This is a genomic window from Sphingopyxis sp. PAMC25046 (assembly GCF_004795895.1).
In the GTDB taxonomy this organism is placed as follows: Bacteria; Pseudomonadota; Alphaproteobacteria; order Sphingomonadales; family Sphingomonadaceae; genus Sphingopyxis.
The window spans coordinates 3,444,701-3,462,798 of record NZ_CP039250.1 but is presented as its reverse complement, the minus strand read 5'-3'; the positions used below and the strand labels follow the sequence as shown (position 1 = coordinate 3,462,798).

The window sequence follows — 18,098 nt, the reverse complement described above, 5'->3', positions numbered from 1 at the left end:
GGGGCGGACTATTCCCCCCGTTTTTGTGGAGGCGCCTTCAGGACGATGTCATGGGGCTGCACCTCGACCGCGAGATCGAGCGCGGCGGCAAGCTTGCGCGCGAGCGCCGCACTATTCGCGAGATCGAAGCGGCCGCTGAGTTCGAGCGACGCCAGCGCCGGATCGGCGAGCCGGATCGGGACCGCGTTCGCCCGGTTCGCGCGGTCGATCACGACGCCGAGCGGGAGCTTGTCGGCGTCGATCAGGGTCGCCGAGACGGGCGATATCATCTCGGGCAGGCGGCGGGGGCCGGCGGCGAGAACTTCGGCGCTTTCGCCGGGAGAAAGCCGGATCGCATCGGACGTCCCGGCGAGACGAACCTCGACGGCGCCGCGGATGAGCGTGACGCGCGGCGCAGCGGCGCGGGTGTCGACCTCGAAGATCGTGCCGAGCGCCCGGATCTCGCTATTGCCCGCGACGACGATGAAAGGGCGCCTCGCGTCATGCGCGACATCGAAGCGCGCGCGGCCGCCGTGGACGACGAGGCGCCGTTCGCTCTTTGAATAGTGCGGCTCGGTCCAGGCGCCGTCCATCAGCGCGACCGTGGTGCCGTCGGCGAGACGGAGCTGGCCGGGCAGCATCGGCCCACTCGCGATCTGCGGCGTTTCGGCGCGACGGTCGATCTTCCAGGCGAAGAGGAGCGCGACGATCATCGCCGCCGCGGTGGCGAGCGCCCAGCGCGTACCGCCGGGTGCGAAACGCGCGGCTTCGCGTTCGCTGCGGCTGCGCGCGCGCGGCGCCGGCGCGATGCGGCCGATCAGTTTCCAGTCATCCTCGTAGGCGCCATAAGCGGCGGCGTTGGCGGGGTCGCGCCGCCACGCCTCGAACGCCGCGCGGCTGGACTCGGCGTCGGGCCCGTGCATCCGGGCGTACCAATGTCCCGCCTCGCTCTCGCGGCTCACCGGCGCCCCGAGCGCGCGCGGCGGATCGCGATGAACGCCTTCGCCATCTGCTTTTCCACGCCCTTTGCCGTCATTCCCATCTCCGCGCCGATCTCCTCATAACTCAGTCCCTCGAACCTGTGCATCAGGAATATGTCTCGCGTCCTGGGTTTCAGCTTCGAAATGGCGCGTTCGACGCGCGCAAGTTCGTCGCGCATCTCGAGCCGCTCGTGCGGGCAATGGTCGGCGGTCTCGGAGTCGTCATATTCCACATGGGCGGCGGTGCGGCGGCGGTCGTCGCGCCGCGCCCGCTCGGCGAGCAGATTGCGCGCGCTGTCGAACAGATAGGGTCTTGTCTCCTCGGCGGGAAGCGGCGCGGAGAAGCGGCCCGAGACGAAGCGGCGGAATAGCTCCTGCACGAGATCGCCGACGTCCTGGCTCGCGGCGCGGCGGCGGAAGAAGCGCGTGAGCTCGGGCTCATGCGCCGCATAGGCGGCCGCGGCGCGCGCGGTGCGACCGTGTCCGTGCCAGTCGTCGGGCGGCAGGGGATCGGCGGCGGCTATGCCGCGCCGGTCCTCGCTGTCGCTGTCGTCATAGTCCATCGCCGTGCGCCTGTGCCAATTCCCTTGGAGGGCGGCGAGGCGGGAAAGCCGGGCGTTGAGAACAGGTCGAGAAACCCGCGCCGCCGCCTTTGGCCCGAGGGCTTGGACATGCGCAGACGGCCACCCGGCGAGATGGCATTTCAGGGACATTCACTCTCGAACGGAGTTCTCACGCTCCGGCATCCGGCGCTTCGCTGCCCGATGCCGGACCAGCATAACCGGCTGTTCCGTAAGGGCAAGAGTCTGTGGGGCGACGTCTCGACAATGGACCGGATCCGGACGGGGCGGGGTGCCGCCGGGGGGTTATGCCGGATTGGACTCCGCCTGACAGAGCACTGGAATCAAAAGTGACAGCTGATGAGCGCGGCCCGGGTGGTGCGCGCACCGGCGGCGGCAGGCGCCGCCAGAGGTCGCGCGTCGCACGGTTGGCCGCGCTGCGCTCTTGGTCTCGCAGGTCTTGGCACGGCGGCGGCTAAGCACAGCTGCGCGCGCACGCCGCCGCGCCTGCGGCTCGCCAAGGGCGCGAGTTGGCGGGCCCTTCGGGCCGGATCGAAGCCGAATCTGTCGGGTGGACCGGTAAGTATCGCTGCGCGCGGCGGGTTCGAACAAATTTCGTAGCGACGCAGCCCGGCTGATGACGCCGCGCCGGGCGCGGCGTCGTTTTGGTGGGCCGGCAAGTAGGACACCGGTGCGGGCGGCGCCCGGTCTGTGGGACCGCCCGGCGCCCGCGCAAGCCGTCCTTCGGCTTCGCTCAGGGCCGGCTCCTCCGCTTCGCTTCGGCCCTTCGGGTGCGCGGCCGCCTCGGATGGCGGTCCCTCTGACCGCGGGTTCGCCGCCCGCCCCGCTGCCCGGGGCCGGCCGCGGCGGATTTTGGTCAGGAGGAGACGCCCCCGTGAACGCATTCCCGCACCCTTCGCTCCTTGCCGTAGCCGATGCAGCGCGCGCTTCCGCGCGCGGCGAGGGCGCGCGGCGCCCGTGCGCCGCGCCGGACAGAACCAAGAAAAATGGCGCGAGGCGAGACGGCGCCAGTGCAAGCGGCAGCGGCGAAGCGCGCGGGTCGATTTATGACGAGGTGACCGCGCGCATCGTCGCCGAGCTCGAAGCGGGCCGCGTTCCTTGGACGCAGCCTTGGGATGCGACCGACTTCGCTCCCGGCTTGCCGCGCAATGCCGACACGGGGCGCAGCTATTCGGGCATCAATATCCTCATATTGTGGGCCGAAGCGGTGCAGCGCGGCTTTGCCGCGCAAGGCTGGCTGACCTTCCGTCAAGCGCTCGCCGCAGGCGGTCAGGTCCGCAAGGGCGAGAAGGGCACCACGATCTTCTATGCCGCGCGTTTTACGCCGAAAGACGGAGACGGCGGCAGCGCGATCTCGACCGAAGGCCCACGAGGCGGCGCGCGCGGCGGAGCTTGCGGCGGCGAGGGCGGCGACACGCCGATGGTGCCCTTTCTCAAGCGTTTCACCGTGTTCAATGTCGGGCAGGTCGACGGGCTTCCCGAGCGCTGCACCACGTCCGATAGCGTCCCCCTTCCCCGCGAAACGATTCCGGTTGCCCAAAGGCTGATCGCCGCGACCGGCGCCGATATCCGTATCGGCGGCAACGAGGCCTATTATTCGCCATCGGGCGATTATGTCGCGCTGCCGCCGCAGCAGGCCTTCTTTCAGCAGATCGATTATTATCGTACCGCGCTCCACGAGCTTGGCCACTGGACCGGCCACGCCTCGCGGCTCGGCCGCGACCAGACCGGGTGCTTCGGCAGCGCCGCCTATGGCCGCGAGGAATTGTGCGCCGAACTCGCGAGCGCCTTTCTTTGCGCTGCGCTCGGCATTCGCCCCACCGTGCGCCACGCCGATTATGTCGGCGCGTGGCTCGCGATCATGCGCGCCGACACGCGCGCGATCTTCAAGGCCGCGAGCCTCGCTTCGAAGGCCGCCGACTATCTGCTCGCTTTCGCACCGGACGCAGCGCCGATCATGGCGGGACTGCCCGAAAGCCATCGCGGCGCGGCTGCGACCGCGCGCGGGGAGGCGGAATGATGACCCTCATTCCCACCGATCTTCGCTTCGCGCTCAATCTCAACGGCCATTCGAGCCGCATTCACCGCGCGCGCGAAACCCACTTCGATCCGTGGCCCGTCGTCAAATTCTTCTCGCCCGTAGGCGCGGCGACATGGCTCGCGAGCGAGATCGACGGCGACGGCGATACGCTGTTCGGCCTCGCCGATCTCGGTTTCGGTTGCCCCGAACTCGGCTGCTTCTCGCTCGCCGAAATTGCGGCCGTTCGGCTTCCCTTCGGTCTCGGCATCGAGCGCGATCTTCATTTCGATCCGCTCGCGCCGCTCTCGCTCTGGACAGACGCGGCACGCCGCCTCGGCTCGATCCAGCTCGCCGAAAAGGCGCTTCTGCGCCGCAAACTCGACCAGCTTCTGCCCGACCCGCCGACCGGACCCGAGAGGGAGGCGCGCGGCGAAGGCAGCTGACGCGGCGGCGCGTTTCGCCGTCATTTTGCCGGTCCCGCTCCGCATTCACTCAAAGCGGGACCGGCGCTCACACGGAGCAACGATCATGAAACTCGATTTTATCGACCTCGACAAGCTGTCGATCGCCAAGACCAATATGCGCCACAAGGGCAAGGACCCCGATGTCGCCGATATCCTCCCCAGCATCGCGAAGCGCGGCATCCTAGTGCCGCTGCTCGTGCGGCCCAATGGGAGCGATGGCCACTTCGAAATCGTCGCGGGGCGGCGGCGCTTCACCGCCGCGAACGCGGTAGTTCGCGATGGCGCTCGCGCCCGCCCGCTGCCGTGCGCGATCCTCGATGACGGCGACGACGCCGACGCGCTCGAAGCCTCGATCCTCGAAAATCTCGCGCGCGTCGCCCCCGACGAGGTCGGGCAGTGGGAGGCGTTCGTCTCCTTGGTCAAGTCGGGGCGCAGCGCGCAAGACGTAGCCGACACCTTCGGATTCGAACCGGCGGCGGTGAAGCGCATTCTCGCGCTCGGCAATCTCGTGCCGCGCATCCGCAACCTCTATCGCGGCGGCGAGATCGACGCGGCCACCGTGCGGCACCTGACCCTCGCCTCGAAAAGCCAGCAGACCGCATGGCTCGCATTGTTCGACGACCGCGAAGCCTATTGTCCGACCGGCCATCAATTGAAAGCGTGGCTGTTCGGCGGCGCCGCGATTGCCGTGTCGCGCGCGTTGTTCGACGTCGCGGCGAGCGGCGCGGCCATCGTCTCCGACCTCTTCGGCGAAGAGAGTTTCTTCGCTGACGCCGACCAATTCTGGGCGCTCCAGATGGCGGAGATCGAGGCGCGCAAGGTGGCCTATATCGAGGCCGGGTGGTCCGACGTCGTCGTCATGGCGAAAGGCGACTGGTTCCGGTCGTGGGACCATGCCCATGCACCTAAGCGCAAAGGCGGGCGCATCTATGTCGAGGTGCGCGACAATGGCGAGGTCAGCTTCCACGAGGGCTATCTCACCGCCAAGGAAGCGGCGCGCGGCGAGCTTAGTGCGAGCCAACCCGAACCCAAAGCGGTGCGCCCCGAGGTCACATCGGCGTTGAACGCCTATATCGATCTGCATCGCCATGCCGCCGTGCGCGCCGATCTCGCGCGCTACGGCGGGGTCGCGCTCCGCGCGATGCTCGCGCATGTCGTCGCGGGCTGCGGCCATTACCGCGTCGATATCGAGGCGCAGCGCGCGCCCAAGGAGGAGATCGCCGAGAGCGTCGAAACCGCGCCCGCCGAAGCCGCGTTCGACAAGCAGCGGCGCGCGGTGCTGGGCGTATTGGGCTTCGACGCCGAGACGCCGACCGTGACGGGGGCGCCGGGGCACCGGCCCCCTTTTGCGGCGATCTTTGCGCGACTTCTCGAACTTCCCGAGCCTGTGGTGCTGGAGATCGTGGGAATTGTGATGGGCGAAACGCTTATGGCGGGGCACGAGGCGGTCGAGGCGATCGGCTTTTATCTGGGGACCGACATGCGGCGTCACTGGCGCGCCGATACAGCCTTTTTCGGCCAGCTTCGCGACCGCGAAGTCCTGCTCGCCATCGTCGGCGACGTCGCGGGAGAAGCGGTCGCGAGCGCCAATGAAAAGGAGAAGGCGAATGCGCTGAAAGCGATCATCGCCGATCTTCTGGGCGGCGCGAACGGGCGCGAACAAGTCGCGCCCTGGGCGCCGCGCTGGATGGCCTTCCCGCCCGAGGCCTATACGGCGCGCGGCGGGGTCGGAAGCGTCAAGGCGCATGCGCGCTGGGCCGCCGATCTCGAATATGGGTTCGGCGCCGAGATCGCAGAAGGCGTTGCGCGGGAGCCTGACGAAGGGGGCGAGGACGCCGCCGAGATCCCGCCGCTCGCGGCGTGAAAGGAGGGCGGGCGGTAGCGCGCCCGCCCTTTTTAGGCCGCCGGATGGAGGGCCAAGCCGGGGCGGGCAGAGGTGCTTTCGAGCCATCGCGCCGTTCCTCGCCGCTGACGCGGCTCGGAACGGCGCGATGGATTTTTCTTTTTTTGCGCGCCTTGCCGTGCGCGGCTTCGGCGCGCGGCACACGGCCGAGCGGCATCCGCTAGATGAGTTTCGGCAGCTCACTTGCGGTTTTGAGCGGGTCTGCCAACTCCTGCCCTGCCCTGTTATTGACGTCGAGGTGTCACATCGCTCTCGTTTCTGCCCGGCGGTTAACGGAGTGAGCCGACGCCGACGCTGCCAGTTTGGCACCATTTCTCGCCGCATTGGACGATGATAAGGCGGATTCCTGCGCCACTATGGGGCATATTCATGACGTCACAGATGCGGGGGTGGATATGGAGCATCAAATCGGCAATCAGCCCGTTTCGGCGGATTATGCGGGCGACAAGGCAGCGTTCGTGGAGAATGAGCTTCGCCGGCTGTGCAGCCTTCTCGGCTTCACAATGGAACCGATCGAGAGCCGGAATGAAACCGACATCGCACAGGCCGGTTCTGCGCCGCGCTCGTTTTCGCCAGCACTTCATGGTCAGCTCAGCCCTGTCATGCAGCACCGCAGGGCGCGGGCGCGCCTTGTTCGAAGCGAAATCAAGAAACGGCGCCAGCGCGATCGTTTTTTCCCGCCGGACCTGTTCGCCGATCCGGCCTGGGATATTTTGCTCGACCTCTATGCGGCCGATTATGAAGAGCGGCACATTTCGGTCTCAAGCGCCTGTATCGCCGCGGCAGTGCCTGCCACGACGGCGCTGCGGTGGCTGAAGACGCTGGCCGACAGCGGGCAAATCGTCCGAGTGCCCGATCAGGCCGATGGGCGGCGCATATTCGTCGCGATCAGCGACGCCTCGCGCCTTCAACTGGATGCCTATTTCGACGAGCTGGAGGACAGCTAGCCCGTCAGTTGCGGAAATGTCGCTGTTTCAGCTTGGCGATGTCGCTCGCACTCGTTTCTTCGCCCAGCCGCTTGTTGAGCGCCTCGATGGCGGCATTCAGCTCGATCGCCGCCATGCTTTCGCCGAGGCGATCCAGCTCCTCGAGCTCGAGCTTCAGCCGGTCTCGTACCGCGCGGACAGCGACTGGATCGCGAATTTCTACCAAGACACCCCCCGGCGCAATTGTCGCCTCGATCAAGCCAGGTGGCAGGCAAGGCGGTGCCATTTATCAAATGCGGTTGCGGAGCGAAACCGAAAAGGCGCTCAGCCGCGAAGCTCCGCCCTCGCCGCCATCGACAGTTCCACGTCTCCCCGCACCCAGCGGGCCGTCAGTATATTGTCTTCGACGAGCTTGGCAGCGATGCGAACGATCGTCGTTTGCGGCAATGCCGTCGCGTGCTCGAGATCGGCAATGGTCCTGCACCCGGCCTCGACGCTCCTGAGAACGGCGGTTGACCGAAACAGATAATCAGCCGTGCGCGGTGCAAAAGGCTCGCCCATCACGATGTCCCTTTTGTGGGTGCTGAGAGGGTGTCGCGCCTCTCGCGCGCCATATCGTATTTCTTGTAGGCACGCTGCCAATAGGCCGCGGCCAATATGATGGCCATCTGCGGATAGGCCCAGAAGCCCTGGCCCGCCGAATAGATCTTCGGGACGATCTCGGGCGCGGTGAACTTCGCGATATGGGTGAGACAGGTGATCAATTGGAGCGCGGGGAGCACGAGCGTCCAATGGCGCCGGCTTATCGCCATATGGCTGAAGAAGGCAGCAAAGACGAGAAAGTCGAGGGAAACGAGAAGGAGATCCGCCGACCGGAAATAATGACCCGACAGGTACACGGCGAGAAGCGTCATCGCCGATCCGAAGACGAGGGTCGCGATCGCAAGGCGGGTCTCCCAGTCACCAGCCCATATTATATAGGCCGTCGCCGACGCGATCAGGCCGATATAGATGTAACCCCAGATCATCTTGGCATCTCTTCGGTTTTTTCACGATCCGGGGTTACGAGGGTTCAAGCGGCCCGCACGTCGCCGGAGCTTGTCGCGGCGTCGTCATTCAATCCCTGCGGTTCGAGAATTTTCGCGGCATCGCCCGTGCCGACGATGCGAAAACGGCGAAGGCCCATCTGGTTGCGAATGTCGTCCACCTTGTGGTGAAAGGCGACCATTCGCGACCGTGTGGTGAAGAGCGAACTGATCGCGGCCTGAAGATCGTCATAGGCGTTGTCGCCGACGACCGGCGAAACGTTCGCGGCCGATTGCGCTTCCGGCAGGTGGGTCATCAAGGCGCCGACCTTCGCGATGGCATCATCGATCGCGCGCTCGGCGTCCGAAAGCTTGGTAGCGACGCCATTGGCCGCCGCGAGACGTTTTTTCAGCATGTTTCCCCCTTCGCGCGCATTCGCGCACTCGATCATGGCGACGAGAAAAGCCGGGACAATTGCAGCAAACCACTCACCAGTCCGCCAAATCCGATCCCGATTCCTATGGTCAGCGCGACGACCCACGCCGCGCGCCTTGCCAATGGAAGTCTGTTCTCGCCTCCAAAGAATTTGGCGATCGGATGATGAGGCTCAAGCCATGCGGGTTTGCGCTCGGAATTTACCGATTCCGAATTGAACAGTTCGCGATGTTTGAGGCCGCCAGGTCCGTCGCCTTCCCCTGCCGACGCACCCTTGTCGGCGAAACCCACGGCATTCGGAATGGCCGAATTTTCATATACCAAATTTGGTATTTCGCGGCTTCTGGCGGTTGCCAGCATCTGCGCAGCAACGCTTCGCTTGGTGACGCGAAGCTTGGCGGCCGCCGTTTTCAGATATGCGTCGACAGTGTGGGGAGAAAAGCCGGTTTCTCGCGCGATCTCTTTTGAAGTGAGACCCTTGGGGACCAATTCGAGGCACCGGCTCTCGGCAGGCGTCAGCTTTGCGAGCAGCCTGCCTATGTCGTCGGGGGAAGGTTCTTCATTCATCTGCTTTGCCTGCCCATACCGGGCATAATGCCGTCATCAGGTCGCCTCAATCAAGCTTTGGTTAAGCTGTCGGTAACGCAAGTTGGCTTCGGCCTCGACCGGGAAGATTTTTATCGCTGCCGTCGCGATTGGCGTTTCCGTTCGTGAATGTCGGGCATCGGCAATTTCCGCACGTGATCCTCACCGACAGCGCACCCACGAGCATTTCCAGAGAATATGACGAGCATTTTAGGGAACATAGCGCCACGCTGCGCGCCATAACGCCGCGACAGAAGCGGCTCAGGCCGAAATAATGCGGCCAGGCCCGGACAATGCGGGCGTCCTGTCCTCTTTTCGGCGAGCGCCCGACCCGGTCTATCGAAAGAGCGAGCGCCCGGGTCGAAAAGCGAGTCGCGGATTGTTCGCCTGATCACCCGGTCGCGAGCGGCATCGCCGACGGCGACCATCGGCTCGACGCATGGTTCGGGCAGATGTGCACGTCTTGGGATACGATCGCGCGCAAGACCGGCATTGCGCGGGTGCGGATCGAGACGCTGAACGACGGCACCGTGCTCACGTCAGAGGAGATCGAGAAGCGCGCCGCGCTATGGTCGGCGACCCCCGAAGGACTGCGCCGATCGATCGAGGAGAGCGGCGTTGCCGCCAAAGCGGATGCGACCGGCGATTGACATAACGACAAGATATTCGCCCTAGAATCGCCGCGCAGAAGGATCGCGATCGAGCGATTCGGGGGGAGTATTTCATGAAATCCATATTTGTCCTAGGCGGGGCGCTTGCCGCCGCATCGCCCGCCCTTGCACAGGAGGTGCCCGCGCCCGCGCCCGCGCCCGCAACGGCCGCGCAAACCGTCACGCTTCCTGTCAACACATTGGTGCAGGTTACGCCCGCGTCCGAGATCACGTCGAAGAAGATGAAGGAAGGCACGACGCGCGAGTTCCTCGTCGTGAACGATGTCGAATATCAGGGTGTCGTCGTCATTCCGCGCGGCTCGCCGGTCGAGGCGCAGGTGACCTGGCGCACGGGCAAGGGCATCGTCGGCAAATCGGCGAAGTTCGAGCTGTCGTTCGACTGGGTGCGCGTGAACCAGGCCAATTACAAGCTGCGCGGCATGCATCGGCAGGAAGGTCGCGGAAACACCGCCGGCGCGCTTCTCGGCGCCGCCATCATCACGGGCAAGTCGGCAACGATGGTGCCGGGGCAGATCGTCAATGTCTTTACCGCCGATCCGATCATGGTAACCAAATACCGGTGATCCTGCTTTTGTTCGCCGCGGTCGTTTCCGAAGGTCAATCCTTCGATTGTACGCCCGTCGCCGTCTGGGACGGCGACGGGCCGATATGGTGCGCCGAGGGGCCGCACATCCGCCTCTCGGGCATCGCTGCGCGCGAAATGGACGGGTCGTGCCGTCCGGGCCACCCTTGCCCCGCCGCCGATCCGGTGGCCGCACGCGACCATCTCGTATCGCTACTCGGCGAGCGCACCGGCACGCGCGCGACCGGACATATATTGCTCAACGGCCCCACATTGCGCTGCCGCTCGGCAGGCGGCGCCGGCGGCAATCGAACCGCCGCATTTTGCACATCGCCGCGCTCGGGAGACATCAGCTGTGCAATGGTCCGCGATGGCCAGGCCGCGCGCTGGGACCGCTACTGGCAAGGGCATCGCTGCCGCTGAACCGCGGGCGTGTTCCCCGTAGGTCGAGGCAGCCGCACAGAGCGGCCTGCGCCGCACTGCTTCCGGAGTGTCCTTTCGCAGCGTGAACCTGACGGGCCGCATCGTCCCGAAGCAGGTTGTACAGGCTTCGAATGCACGAATTTGAAGGGATCGCGCCGGCGCGCTGCGCAATCGCGGCAAGTTTGCGCGGTTGAAGGCCGCATCGGCCGCGACGAAGCGAAGCCTTTCCTATATCGTCCGGCGCTGGCACGATCGCGCCTATGAAACCCGAATCCAAATGGAGGTCGCGTGCCCTCGCCATCGAATTCTGGCTGGCAACCATGGTCGTGGGGGGCTCGTTCGTCGCCGGCGCAATCGCCGCCATTCGCACGCTTTTAGGCTGATACCGCGCATTGGTTACGCCCGAATTCGGCGCGCCTGCCTGCGACGCGCCTCGATTAGCCGAACAGGCGGCGGAGAAAATTTACGCGGAACAGATCGAGAAGCGCCTCGGCGCCGACATCATCGATCGCGCGCGCGGTGACGCGGATGCCGCCGTCGGGAGCGGTCGCAAAATCGAACGGATGGGGGCCCGACAGCCGCAGCGCGGCGGGGTCGAGCCCGTCGCGCCTCAGCGCGGCATGCACGCTGTCGTCGAGCGCGAGCCCGATCCAGATGCCCGCGCTGCGCGCGGCGATCGTGTCGAGATCGCCATGGTCGCCCGCGATCAGAAGTTCGGCCCGTCCATCCATATTCTTTCCTCGCCCAGCCGATGTCGCGCGAATTTTCGGTCCGGGCAGCACGCCCTTCTCCACGCGAATCCGGTGGCACATCGCTGCGCCTTGCCGCGTTCGCGCGATGCTGGCCATGCCCTTTTCGATGGACCGTTCAGCAGAAAATCTTTTGCTGCTCGTCGCTAGCCGTTCTCGCCGGCGACTGTCCGGAGCCGGGTGAGCGGTCTGGCCGGGCGCGGACCGGGGCGCAACGGGCGGCGCCGGCTTTTTTCCCCGCCCGCTTGCCGCGGGCTCCTCGCGCCGCCGCGTTCCGCGGCCAAAAAAGGCCGGCCCCGTCCGTCCTCCGCTGACGCTGCGGCCCCTCGGGTGCGCCCCGGTCCCCGGGCGCCCGGCCTGTCTCTGCTCACGCTCCGGAGACGGTCTCCGGCAGCGATGAAGGAGACGAACAATGGCAGCTATCGGATTTGTGAACGGCACCATCGAGAAGGGTTTCGTGGGCCAACTCAAGACGCTCTCGATCCGGGCGAGTATCGAGATCAGCCCGAACCGCAACAAGGGGAGCGACGTCCAGCCCGATTTCCGGGTCTTTTCCGAGGGCGTCGAGATCGGCGCGGGCTGGGTCCGGACCGGCGAAGTATCGGGCAAGACCTATGTGTCGCTGAGCCTCGCCGCCCCCGAATTCGGGCCGCGCCGGCTCTATGCGAACCTCGGCCGTGCCGCCGGGCAGGACGATGACGACACCTATGCCGTGATCTGGAATCCCGCCGACTGAGCACCGGCTCAACTCCCCCCGCGCGTCCGCCGCGGGGGGCTCGTTTTTTCATAATGTCGTTTTCGAGCCTCCCCGCCGGGGGCGGCGACCGCGATCTTCGGGACGACGCGGCGTGTCCCGATATGGGCCGCCGCCGTCATCCGTGGAGACGATGGAGGAAGCCGACATGGCCGACGACGACGATGAAATTGCAAGGGCGCGCGGCATGGTGCGGGGCACGCCCTACCTCAACACCGAACAGGCGGCCGCCTATCTCGGCGTCTCGGCCTGGCGCATGAAGGCATTGCGAAAGACCGGAAAGGGGCCGCGTTACCGCCGCCACAGCCGCTATGTCCGTTACCTCATCGACGATCTCGTCCTCTGGTCGCGCTCGACGTCGGAGGTGGCCGCGGAAGCTGACCGCGCGCGGTCGAGGGGGGAGAAGCGCGATGGCTGAACGCCGCGATCTGCCGCATGTCGCATGGGGCAATGCGATCCGCGCGGCGCGAACCCGGCGCGAGCAAATCCGCCTCCGTCTCGCGATTGGCGCTCTCGGAATCGCCGCGCTCGGCGCTACGATCGCGATGCCGCCGGTCCCGCGCCTCGTGTGGAACGCGAGCGCCAGCGCGCCGGTCGGATTCTATGTCGTCAGCCCCGGCGTGCCCGTCGCGGCGGGCGATATGGTGGTGGCGCGAACGCCCGAACCGTGGCGCGCGCTCGCCGCTCGCCGCCACTATCTGCCCGCCAATGTGCCGCTCGTGAAGCGCGTCGTCGCGGCGCGCGGCGACCGGATTTGCGCGCGCGGGCCCATGGTATCGATCAACGGCGAACCCGCCGTTACACGGCGCGCGCGCGACGCACGCGGACGCATCCTTCCCTGGTGGGAGGGCTGTCTGCGGCTCGGACGGGACGATGCGTTTCTGCTCATGGCGGGCGAAGACGCCTCGTTCGACGGGCGCTATTTCGGCGCGACGCGCGCGCGCGACATTCTTGGCAAGGCGCATCTGCTATGGGCGCGCTGAGCCGCGCGGCGGCGGCCTTGGCGCTTGCGCTGGCGTTCGGATACGCCCCGGGCCTTGCCGCCGCCGAAAGCGACTGGCGCGCCCATGTCGGCGAGGCCGCCGCGCGCTTCGGCCTTCCCGAAGCGTGGGTGCTGCGGGTCATCGAGGCCGAGAGCGGCGGCCGCACGCACCTCGGAGGCAAGCCGATCACCAGCCACGCCGGGGCCATGGGGCTGATGCAGGTCATGCCTGCGACATGGGCGAACCTGCGCGCGCGCTACCGGCTCGGACCAGACCCGTACGATGCGCGCGACAATATCGTCGCGGGTACCGCCTATCTTCGCGAAATGTACGATCGCTTCGGATATCCGGGGCTCTTCGCTGCCTATAATGCCGGACCCGGACGCTACGGCGACTATCTCGCGCGGCGGCGCCCGCTGCCGCGCGAGACGCGCGAATATGTCGCAAAGATCACCGGCGGGGTGCCCGCGCGGCGTGGCGCGTACGCGGCGCGTGATGGGGTGCGAGCCGTCGCGGCGGGCCCGATCGATCCGATTTTCCTCTCGCGCCGAGCCGTTCCGGCCCGCGCATCTCTCGTAAATAACGACGCGCTCGAAACGAGCCCGGCGCAGCGCGCAGGAGACCAGCGGGATGTCGCCGGGGCGCCGGCGGAATCGCTCTTCCTGCTGCGCAAACCGGCACCGGCCGATGAACCGTAACCGCGCGGCGCCGGGCAAGGCCGGGAGGGTGGGGCTCGTCTCGGCAAGGCCGAGTATGACGGGCGGCGGCGCGGCTGTGCAAGGCCGGCGGTACCCCCAATTTTCTTCGAAAATCGGCTCCCCCACCGCCGCTTCGCGGCGCGCTTCGCGCGGCCCTGACAGCCGCGCCGCCCCCCGTCCCCGAGGACAGGTTCCCGACTTTGGGATCGCTTGTTCAAGGAGGAAATCATGGGCGCCATCGCTATCGCAAAGGCTTCGGACGGGGTGTTCGAACGGCTGGTTTCGGGGCTCGAAGGCGCATTCGGACGGAGCGCAGCGGAAGGTCTCGCACGCCATTTCATCGAAGCCGAGGGCGCCGACTTCTATTGGGAAGCGCGGCAGCGCGAACGCTGGATCGGCACCTATGAGCGACTTGAAGAAGAAGGCGAGGTGCTCGACCAGGTGGCGGTTTTCGGATTTCTCGATGGCCTCTTCTATGTCGCGGTCGTGCTTGTGGACGCGTTCGACGGCGTCGAGGCCTTGGCCGGGCTGCGGCGGTTCGAGCGGCGGGGCGAGGCCGAGCGCGCCTTCGAAAGCATCGATTGAAGCGGCGAAGATCGCGCGCGGGAGCGGCGCCGAAGCGGCGCTGCTCCTTCCTTTTTTCCTCATCTGCGCTGGCGCTTCGGGCGCCGTGCGGCATCGATCCGGAGCGACGTCATGCCTGTTCCTTCGCCCCGACGCATAGCCATTAGCCTTAATCGCGAGCAGCGTGACCTCGTCCTTTCCGGCGTGCTCGATTTCGATGAAGCCGACGTCCTTCCCAAGGGCCTGTTCGAAATCGAATGCTGGCGGGACTGGGAGGAAAGCTGCGAGCGGGTGTTCTGGCGGCGCACCTGGATGGGTGAGGCGGTCAAGTCGGTGCTCGAGAAATATGCGTGACCATGGGACGGGGACGCTCGATGGCAAGATAAAGGCAGAGCCCCCCGAGGGCGGCTATGCGACTGTCTGCACATCCTTTTTCTTGGGGACTGCTCTGCGTTTGTGGAGGCCGAGCGCCGCTATGCCGCGGGTTCCCGCGACGTGGCGGGGGGTTGGCGCGGAAATTGGGCGGTGAGCGGCGAGGACGAGTTCGAACCGCGGCTCGGCAAGATGCGCGCGACGCGCGGCCGGCGGGCCAGCAAATATCTCGGACGAATTCTCTCGGCCGGCGCGGTGGTGGCGAGCGCGACGGCGACGCGCCGCGCGCGCTTCGACGGCAGCCGGATCGGGCGCGGCGCTGCGACCGGAAGGCTGCTCGCATCGCGCCGCGCCGGCACGCGAAATGCCGCGCGGCGCGTGATCGTGAAGTGCCGTCTTGTTCGCCTCGGGGGAAAGGGACTCGCTGCCGCCGGCGCGCACCTCAAATATATTCAGCGCGACGGGGTGACGCGTGAGGGCCAGCCCGGCGAATTATATTCGGCCGTGGAGGATATAGCCGACGGCAAATCCTTTATCGAGCGCGGCGCCGGAGACCGGCACCAGTTCCGTTTCATCGTGTCGGCCGAGGAGGGCGATCTCTATGCCGACCTCAAGCCATTCGTCCGGCGGCTAATGGCGCAGATGGAAGCCGATCTCGGGACGCGGCTCGACTGGGTCGCGGTCGACCATTTCAACACGGGCCATCCGCACAGCCATATCATGCTGCGCGGCAAGGATGATCGCGGCGCGAATCTCGTCATCGCCCGCGAATATATCGCGCATGGCTTGCGGGCGCGCGCGAGCGAGATCGCGACTCTCGACCTCGGGCCGAGGACGCAGCTCGAAATCGAGACGCGGATGCGCCACGATATCGGCGCCGAGCGGCTCATCGATGCCGACCGCGAGCTGCTCCGCGAAGCCGATACCAACCTTGTCGTCGCGGCGCGGCACGGCGACCCCTTCGTCCAGTCGCTCCGCGCCGGCCGCTTGCAAAAACTCGGGGCCTTGGGTCTCGCCGACGAGGTGGCACCCGGCCAGTGGCGGCTCGCGAAGGATATGCGGGCGACGCTGACGCGCATGGGCGAGCGCGGCGACATCGTCCGCACGATGCAGCGCGAACTCTCTGCTCGCGCCCGCGGCATCGCGCCGGCCGACCGCGTCATCCACGGCGCTGATGCGCCGCTCGCCGAGGCGCTCGTCGGCCGCGTCGTGATGCGCGGCCTTGCTGACGAGTTCGCCGACCGGCATTTCCTGATTGTCGATGGCCTCGACGGTCGCAGCCATTATGTCGCAATCGGGAAGGGGGATGCCGTCGGGCCCTTGCCCGACAATGGCATCGTGCGGATCGTCCCGGCGGCGCAGGGGCCGCGCGCGGTCGATCGCACGATCGCCGCGATCGCCGCAGACAATGGCGGACGATACGATGAGGCGGCCCATTTGCGGCACGAGCCAGGTGCCTCAGCGGCCTATATCGAAACCCATGTCCGGCGGCTCGAGGCGATGCGCCGCCAGGGCGGAGCGGTCGAGAGGGCGAAGGATGGCAGCTGGACAATCGCGCGCGATCATCTCGCGCGCGCTGCCGCCCACGAGGCAAGGGCCGCGAAGGATCGCCCCGTCGCGGCCGAAATCCTGTCTCCCGTACCAGTCGACAAATTGATCCGCGCCGAAGCGGTGACCTGGCTCGAGCGCGGCGCGGAAGATAGCGTCCGCGCCTCGGGGCGCGACAAGGGCTTCGGCCGCGAGGTCCGCACCGCAATCGCGCTCCGCCGGCAATGGCTGATTGAGCAGGAATTAGCCGATGCGGCGGGCGATGGGATTGCTTTCCGGAAAGGCGCGCTGGCGGCGCTCCAGCGCCGCGAATTGCTCCGGCTTGCCCGAGGCCTTGCCCGCGAGCTTGGCAAGGAGTTTGCCGAGACCGCGAACGGCGAGCGGGTCGAGGGAAGGCTCGTGCGCCGGATCGATGGCGCGGGCAGCCGATATGGCGTCGTCGAAAAGGCCAGGGAATTTACCCTTGTGCCCTGGAAACCGTTGCTCGACCGGCATGTCGGGAAGGACGTCGCCGGCATCGTGCGCGAAGGCGGCGTCAGCTGGACGATCGGCCGGGGTCGGGGAGGGCCGCAGATTTCATGATCGGCCAAGGTGGAAAGCATGCTCGCCAGCTCGATGGCATTTGCTCCGGAATGAATCCGGTTTGGCTTGCCAGCGCATCGAATGTCGGCCAGATTCCTCGCTGAAATGAAATCAGAAATCGACCATCTTCCCTCCAAGCAGCAGGACGAACTCGAGCGCATCAAGTTGGTGCTGATGGAGGAGTTCGCGCGCTCGATCGAGCGCTCGACGAAGGACGTCAAGCGCAACGGCAAGATCCTGAAGATCATCCTGTTCGGAAGCTATGCGCGCAGCGACTGGGTCGATGAGCCCGAGAATGGCTACCAGTCCGATTTTGACATCCTGATCATCGTCAGTCACGCCGACCTGACCGACATCGCCGATCACTGGTATCTCGCCGAGGATAAGATCCTGCGCGACCCGGCGATCGGCCGAACGCTCAACATCATCGTGCACACGCTCGACGAAGTGAATCGCGCGCTTGGTCGCGGCGAATATTTCTGGGTCGATATCCTGCGCGACGGCATCATGCTTTACGAGCTGCCGAACCATGCGTTGGCGGTTCCCAAACCGCTCACGCCGGCTGACGCTTACGAGATGGCGGCGGGGTATTTTGAAGAATGTCTACCGGCCATCGACGTTCAATTGGCAACGGTCGATTTTCAAGTCGGGCGCGGGAATGATGACCTCGTTTGGCGCAAGGCGGCAGCGTTCACCCTTCACCAAGCTGTGGAGCGTGCCTACGCTTGCTACTTGTTGACCAACACCTTTTATTTTCCTCGCTCTCACAACATCAAGTTTCTCCGATCCTTGGCTGAGGACCGCGAGCCGCGGCTCGTCGAAGCTTGGCCGCGCGAGAACAAACTCGGCCGACGGCGCTTCGAACTATTGAAGCGCGCGTATGTGGAGGCGCGCTATTCGTCGAGCTATACGATAGCAGCCGATGACCTGGAAGCGCTCGCCGCGGCCGCGACGAGGCTTCGAGATATCGTCGGGCAAATTTGCCGCGAACGAGTCGACGCGTTGAAATCTCAGGCTGGCCTCTGAGCCTCCTCAAACGTAATTCGTGGAATCCTCTCGATTTGAGAACGATCGTTTCGATCCCGGTGTCGCCGACATGCCAAGTATCTGCTATGTCGCGATCGCCGGGCGGCCGCCGCATATGTGCATGCTTCGGCGAAAAGCGGTGGCGCAAATTCTCGAATTTGTTCTCAACGCCCGGCACCATTCGCGGTCCGGTTTGCGCCTCATGTCGGCCATTGTGCTGGATTCGACTAGAACCCGGAAGCGGACATCAGGTCGCTGGTGGACGAT

23 protein-coding genes are annotated in these 18,098 nt (G+C 66.1%); 15 read left to right on the top strand and 8 right to left on the bottom strand.

Features of this window, described 5'->3' with window-relative positions:
- Nucleotides 1-8: 8 nt before the first annotated feature.
- Nucleotides 9-941, bottom strand: coding sequence for a FecR domain-containing protein (locus E5675_RS16315; RefSeq protein WP_136175456.1), 933 nt, complete (start codon nt 939-941; stop codon nt 9-11).
- Nucleotides 938-1,522, bottom strand: a complete 585-nt coding sequence (locus tag E5675_RS16310; RefSeq protein ID WP_168707907.1) for a sigma-70 family RNA polymerase sigma factor — start codon at nt 1,520-1,522, stop codon at nt 938-940. Before E5675_RS16310 ends, E5675_RS16315 begins: the two co-directional genes overlap by 4 nt.
- 1,060 nt (nt 1,523-2,582) lie before the next feature.
- Between E5675_RS16310 and E5675_RS16305 the strand changes: the two genes are divergently transcribed.
- The 4 genes from E5675_RS16305 (at nt 2,583) to E5675_RS16290 (ending at nt 6,874) form a co-directional block, all read left to right on the top strand.
- Entirely contained in the window at nt 2,583-3,560 is a 978-nt protein-coding gene (locus E5675_RS16305) for a zincin-like metallopeptidase domain-containing protein (protein ID WP_247594897.1), read from the top strand.
- A complete protein-coding gene (locus E5675_RS16300; protein WP_136176536.1) occupies nt 3,560-4,003 on the top strand; it encodes a DUF2958 domain-containing protein in 444 nt (147 codons plus the stop codon). The genes E5675_RS16305 and E5675_RS16300 overlap by 1 nt, the downstream gene beginning before the upstream one ends.
- A gap of 85 nt (nt 4,004-4,088) precedes the next feature.
- Nucleotides 4,089-5,888 (top strand): ParB/RepB/Spo0J family partition protein, encoded by a 1,800-nt coding sequence (locus tag E5675_RS16295; RefSeq protein ID WP_136175453.1) that lies wholly within the window; start codon nt 4,089-4,091, stop codon nt 5,886-5,888.
- 341 nt (nt 5,889-6,229) lie between these two features.
- Complete coding sequence (locus E5675_RS16290; protein WP_168707906.1) at nt 6,230-6,874, top strand: hypothetical protein; 645 nt, start codon at nt 6,230-6,232, stop codon at nt 6,872-6,874.
- 4 nt (nt 6,875-6,878) lie between these two features.
- Here E5675_RS16290 and E5675_RS16285 read toward each other — a convergent pair whose 3' ends face one another.
- The 5 genes from E5675_RS16285 to E5675_RS16265 form a co-directional block, all read right to left on the bottom strand.
- The gene (locus E5675_RS16285) at nt 6,879-7,112 is read right to left on the bottom strand and encodes a hypothetical protein (protein ID WP_168707905.1); all 234 of its coding nucleotides are present in this window, start codon (nt 7,110-7,112) and stop codon (nt 6,879-6,881) included.
- Between the two features lie 65 nt (nt 7,113-7,177).
- Nucleotides 7,178-7,414, bottom strand: coding sequence for a hypothetical protein (locus E5675_RS16280; protein WP_136175450.1), 237 nt, complete (start codon nt 7,412-7,414; stop codon nt 7,178-7,180).
- Complete coding sequence (locus E5675_RS16275) at nt 7,414-7,881, bottom strand: hypothetical protein (RefSeq protein ID WP_136175449.1); 468 nt, start codon at nt 7,879-7,881, stop codon at nt 7,414-7,416. The genes E5675_RS16280 and E5675_RS16275 overlap by 1 nt, the downstream gene beginning before the upstream one ends.
- A gap of 44 nt (nt 7,882-7,925) precedes the next feature.
- Entirely contained in the window at nt 7,926-8,294 is a 369-nt protein-coding gene (locus tag E5675_RS16270) for a hypothetical protein (protein WP_136175448.1), read from the bottom strand.
- A 32-nt stretch (nt 8,295-8,326) separates the two neighbouring features.
- The gene (locus E5675_RS16265) at nt 8,327-8,881 is read right to left on the bottom strand and encodes a helix-turn-helix transcriptional regulator (protein WP_136175447.1); all 555 of its coding nucleotides are present in this window, start codon (nt 8,879-8,881) and stop codon (nt 8,327-8,329) included.
- Nucleotides 8,882-9,351: 470 nt separating this feature from the next.
- Between E5675_RS16265 and E5675_RS16260 the strand changes: the two genes are divergently transcribed.
- From E5675_RS16260 to E5675_RS16250, 3 genes are all read left to right on the top strand, one after another.
- Complete coding sequence (locus E5675_RS16260) at nt 9,352-9,549, top strand: hypothetical protein (RefSeq protein ID WP_136175446.1); 198 nt, start codon at nt 9,352-9,354, stop codon at nt 9,547-9,549.
- A gap of 74 nt (nt 9,550-9,623) precedes the next feature.
- On the top strand, nt 9,624-10,133 hold the full coding sequence (locus E5675_RS16255) for a hypothetical protein (RefSeq protein ID WP_136175445.1): 510 nt from the start codon (nt 9,624-9,626) through the stop codon (nt 10,131-10,133).
- A complete protein-coding gene (locus tag E5675_RS16250) occupies nt 10,124-10,555 on the top strand; it encodes a hypothetical protein (RefSeq protein ID WP_136175444.1) in 432 nt (143 codons plus the stop codon). The genes E5675_RS16255 and E5675_RS16250 overlap by 10 nt, the downstream gene beginning before the upstream one ends.
- A 437-nt stretch (nt 10,556-10,992) precedes the next feature.
- Here E5675_RS16250 and E5675_RS16245 read toward each other — a convergent pair whose 3' ends face one another.
- On the bottom strand, nt 10,993-11,403 hold the full coding sequence (locus E5675_RS16245) for a hypothetical protein (protein ID WP_168707904.1): 411 nt from the start codon (nt 11,401-11,403) through the stop codon (nt 10,993-10,995).
- Between the two features lie 313 nt (nt 11,404-11,716).
- Here E5675_RS16245 and E5675_RS16240 point away from each other — a divergent pair, with 313 nt between their 5' ends.
- The 8 genes from E5675_RS16240 to E5675_RS16210 all read left to right on the top strand — a co-directional run bounded on the left by E5675_RS16240 (nt 11,717) and on the right by E5675_RS16210 (nt 17,831).
- Nucleotides 11,717-12,040, top strand: a complete 324-nt coding sequence (locus tag E5675_RS16240) for a DUF736 family protein (RefSeq protein WP_136175442.1) — start codon at nt 11,717-11,719, stop codon at nt 12,038-12,040.
- A gap of 166 nt (nt 12,041-12,206) precedes the next feature.
- Nucleotides 12,207-12,476 (top strand): helix-turn-helix domain-containing protein, encoded by a 270-nt coding sequence (locus E5675_RS16235; protein ID WP_136175441.1) that lies wholly within the window; start codon nt 12,207-12,209, stop codon nt 12,474-12,476.
- Nucleotides 12,469-13,041 carry a S26 family signal peptidase gene (locus E5675_RS16230; protein WP_136175440.1) on the top strand — a complete coding sequence of 191 codons (573 nt, stop codon included), beginning with the start codon at nt 12,469-12,471 and terminating at the stop codon, nt 13,039-13,041. The genes E5675_RS16235 and E5675_RS16230 overlap by 8 nt, the downstream gene beginning before the upstream one ends.
- Nucleotides 13,029-13,739 carry a lytic transglycosylase domain-containing protein gene (locus tag E5675_RS16225; protein ID WP_136175439.1) on the top strand — a complete coding sequence of 237 codons (711 nt, stop codon included), beginning with the start codon at nt 13,029-13,031 and terminating at the stop codon, nt 13,737-13,739. The genes E5675_RS16230 and E5675_RS16225 overlap by 13 nt, the downstream gene beginning before the upstream one ends.
- A gap of 228 nt (nt 13,740-13,967) precedes the next feature.
- Nucleotides 13,968-14,324 carry a hypothetical protein gene (locus E5675_RS16220; protein ID WP_136175438.1) on the top strand — a complete coding sequence of 119 codons (357 nt, stop codon included), beginning with the start codon at nt 13,968-13,970 and terminating at the stop codon, nt 14,322-14,324.
- A 111-nt stretch (nt 14,325-14,435) separates the two neighbouring features.
- The gene (locus E5675_RS21550; RefSeq protein WP_168707903.1) at nt 14,436-14,657 is read left to right on the top strand and encodes a hypothetical protein; all 222 of its coding nucleotides are present in this window, start codon (nt 14,436-14,438) and stop codon (nt 14,655-14,657) included.
- A gap of 171 nt (nt 14,658-14,828) precedes the next feature.
- Nucleotides 14,829-16,805: a relaxase/mobilization nuclease RlxS gene (gene rlxS, locus E5675_RS16215; protein ID WP_348769808.1), complete on the top strand. Its 1,977-nt coding sequence runs from the start codon at nt 14,829-14,831 to the stop codon at nt 16,803-16,805.
- An 81-nt stretch (nt 16,806-16,886) separates the two neighbouring features.
- On the top strand, nt 16,887-17,831 hold the full coding sequence (locus E5675_RS16210) for a nucleotidyltransferase and HEPN domain-containing protein (protein ID WP_247594656.1): 945 nt from the start codon (nt 16,887-16,889) through the stop codon (nt 17,829-17,831).
- Nucleotides 17,832-18,098 lie beyond the last annotated feature (267 nt).

Bases quoted from the DNA above. Each gene is read 5' to 3' on its own strand.
- E5675_RS16310 (WP_168707907.1), bottom strand. From the start codon at position 1,522: ATGGACTATGACGACAGCGACAGCGAGGACCGGCGCGGCATAGCCGCC.
- E5675_RS16300 (WP_136176536.1), top strand. From the start codon at position 3,560: ATGACCCTCATTCCCACCGATCTTCGCTTCGCGCTCAATCTCAACGGC.
- E5675_RS16295 (WP_136175453.1), top strand. From the start codon at position 4,089: ATGAAACTCGATTTTATCGACCTCGACAAGCTGTCGATCGCCAAGACC.
- E5675_RS16280 (WP_136175450.1), bottom strand. From the start codon at position 7,414: ATGGGCGAGCCTTTTGCACCGCGCACGGCTGATTATCTGTTTCGGTCA.
- E5675_RS16275 (WP_136175449.1), bottom strand. From the start codon at position 7,881: ATGATCTGGGGTTACATCTATATCGGCCTGATCGCGTCGGCGACGGCC.
- E5675_RS16270 (WP_136175448.1), bottom strand. From the start codon at position 8,294: ATGCTGAAAAAACGTCTCGCGGCGGCCAATGGCGTCGCTACCAAGCTT.
- E5675_RS16265 (WP_136175447.1), bottom strand. From the start codon at position 8,881: ATGAATGAAGAACCTTCCCCCGACGACATAGGCAGGCTGCTCGCAAAG.
- E5675_RS16260 (WP_136175446.1), top strand. From the start codon at position 9,352: ATGTGCACGTCTTGGGATACGATCGCGCGCAAGACCGGCATTGCGCGG.
- E5675_RS16255 (WP_136175445.1), top strand. From the start codon at position 9,624: ATGAAATCCATATTTGTCCTAGGCGGGGCGCTTGCCGCCGCATCGCCC.
- E5675_RS16245 (WP_168707904.1), bottom strand. From the start codon at position 11,403: ATGGCCAGCATCGCGCGAACGCGGCAAGGCGCAGCGATGTGCCACCGG.
- E5675_RS16240 (WP_136175442.1), top strand. From the start codon at position 11,717: ATGGCAGCTATCGGATTTGTGAACGGCACCATCGAGAAGGGTTTCGTG.
- E5675_RS16235 (WP_136175441.1), top strand. From the start codon at position 12,207: ATGGCCGACGACGACGATGAAATTGCAAGGGCGCGCGGCATGGTGCGG.
- E5675_RS16230 (WP_136175440.1), top strand. From the start codon at position 12,469: ATGGCTGAACGCCGCGATCTGCCGCATGTCGCATGGGGCAATGCGATC.
- E5675_RS16225 (WP_136175439.1), top strand. From the start codon at position 13,029: ATGGGCGCGCTGAGCCGCGCGGCGGCGGCCTTGGCGCTTGCGCTGGCG.
- E5675_RS16220 (WP_136175438.1), top strand. From the start codon at position 13,968: ATGGGCGCCATCGCTATCGCAAAGGCTTCGGACGGGGTGTTCGAACGG.
- E5675_RS21550 (WP_168707903.1), top strand. From the start codon at position 14,436: ATGCCTGTTCCTTCGCCCCGACGCATAGCCATTAGCCTTAATCGCGAG.
- E5675_RS16210 (WP_247594656.1), top strand. From the start codon at position 16,887: ATGTCGGCCAGATTCCTCGCTGAAATGAAATCAGAAATCGACCATCTT.